Annotated in this window: 2 protein-coding genes; both read left to right on the top strand. The window is 54.9% G+C overall.

Annotated elements, in window-relative coordinates:
* Positions 1–472, top strand: a 472-nt coding sequence (locus FAA86_RS24305) for a chemotaxis protein CheB (protein ID WP_136543886.1), incomplete at its 5' end; no start/stop codon positions are given.
* Positions 462–1,604 (top strand): hybrid sensor histidine kinase/response regulator, encoded by a 1,143-nt coding sequence (locus FAA86_RS24300; RefSeq protein WP_136543884.1) that lies wholly within the window; start codon positions 462–464, stop codon positions 1,602–1,604. The genes FAA86_RS24305 and FAA86_RS24300, both read left to right, overlap by 11 nt.
* Positions 1,605–1,873: the final 269 nt, after the last annotated feature.

The raw sequence follows: 1,873 nt of genomic DNA, 5'->3' as shown, positions 1-1,873 counted from the left end.
CTTCGTCGTGGTGCACTTGCCGCCAAACAAACGCAGTGTGCTCGCCGCGATTTTTGACCTGAAATGTCAGCTTCGCGCGATTGAGGCGGAAGACAAGGAGCCCGTGCAAGCCGGGTTCATCTACTTCGCGCCCCCTAATTATCATTTGTCGCTCGAGGGGCGAACGCATGTCGCTTTATCCAGCGAAGAAGAGGTCCTCTTCTCGCGGCCCTCGATCGACGTGGCATTCGAGAGCGCGGCAGATGCCTGGGGCAGCCAACTGACAGCGATTATCCTGACGGGCGCCAATCATGACGGTTCCCAAGGCCTTTCGGCCGTCGTTCGTTCTGGCGGAACGGCAATCGTTCAGGATCCGACCGAGGCTTTCACTCGGGCCATGCCTGAAGCTGCTATCCGCGCATGCCCAGGCGCTCAAGTTTTGACCTTGTCCAAGATTTCAACCTATTTGCAGAACATCGAAAATGAACACTGACGTCAAATTCCTCTTGGTTGACGACCTTCCAGAGAACCTGCTTTCTCTGGAAGCTCTGCTACAACGCGACGAGCTGATGCTATTGAAGGCGCGGTCCGGCGATGAGGCCCTCGAACTTCTGCTGCAACATGATGTGGCACTGGCGCTGATCGACGTTCAGATGCCAGGTTTGAACGGCTTCGAGCTTGCCGAACTCATGCGAGGCAATGAGCGGACACGGCGGGTTCCGATCATTTTCGTGACTGCCGGCACCCATACAGCCGAGCGGCGGTTCCAGGGATATGAAGCCGGCGCCGTCGACTTTATTCAGAAGCCCATCGAGCCTGAGGTCCTTCGAAGCAAAGCCGCGATATTTGCCGAGCTCTATCGCCAACGACAAATGATTTCCGAGCAACGCGACCTTCTTGAGGCGCAGACTCGTGCGCTGCAGCTAGCGGACAAGCGCAAGAATGAATTCATCGCCGTCCTCGTGCACGAATTGCGCAATCCTTTGGCCGCACTCAACGGCGGGCTAAAGTTGCTCTCAAGGAAACCTGAGCCAGCAAAAGCCGAGCAGATACAAAGCCTCATGCATAGCCAGATAGACCATATTATCAGGCTGGTAGATGACCTGCTCGATGTGTCACGGATAACACAGGGCAAAATAACTCTTGCCAAATCGGAGTTTGATCTTAGGGAGGCGGTTTATACAGCCGTGGAAATGACCAGACAGACGGTTGACGAAAAAGGCCATACGGTGACGCTCAGTGTTCCTGAGCAGCCCTGCATGGTATTCGCTGACAAAGTCCGATTGACGCAATGCGTTGCGAATTTGCTTAACAATGCCGCGAAGTATACGCCGAATCGGGGTCTGATAGAGGTTGGGCTTGAGTTGAGCTCAAACACCTACCGTATGAGCGTAACCGACAATGGATTAGGCCTGACCCCTGAAGGGTCGAGCGCTATCTTCAAAATGTTTGAGCAGATTGACGAGCATAGGGATCACGCCCGCGGCGGGCTCGGGATCGGCCTCGCCCTCGTAAAACAACTTATGCAATTGCACGGTGGAGATGTCTCCGTATGGAGTAATGGTCCGGGTTTAGGCAGTGTGTTCACGCTTGAATTGCCGGTGGCAGGACAATCTCAGGTTTAAGGCGACGCTCAGTGTGAAGCCCTAAAATTTGAGGAGCTTCCGCCTTTCGGTTAATTATATTTTAGAGATGTGTGTGGTTTGCTGATGCTGTGAAAACCTGCTGAGTAAAAACCGCCTCAGCACTCGACCGGCGAACATACGTAGGCACCATGAAGTCCCTCATTCCCGCTGTGTACTTCTCGGTGGCGGTCGCCGTTGTCGCTGTCATCGCGGCAAGGCCGTCCGGCCCCTTCGTCCTCGTCGTAACTTCACCGGCTGCGCATGCGGCC

It is taken from the genome of Rhizobium rosettiformans W3 (genome assembly GCF_004912135.1).
Taxonomy (GTDB): Bacteria; Pseudomonadota; Alphaproteobacteria; order Rhizobiales; family Rhizobiaceae; genus Allorhizobium; species Allorhizobium rosettiformans.
This window is presented reverse-complemented; position numbering and strand designations above follow the sequence as displayed.

What these genes read in the sequence shown, in the direction of transcription:
- FAA86_RS24300 (WP_136543884.1), top strand. Translation starts at nt 462, where the DNA reads ATGAACACTGACGTCAAATTCCTCTTGGTTGACGACCTTCCAGAGAAC.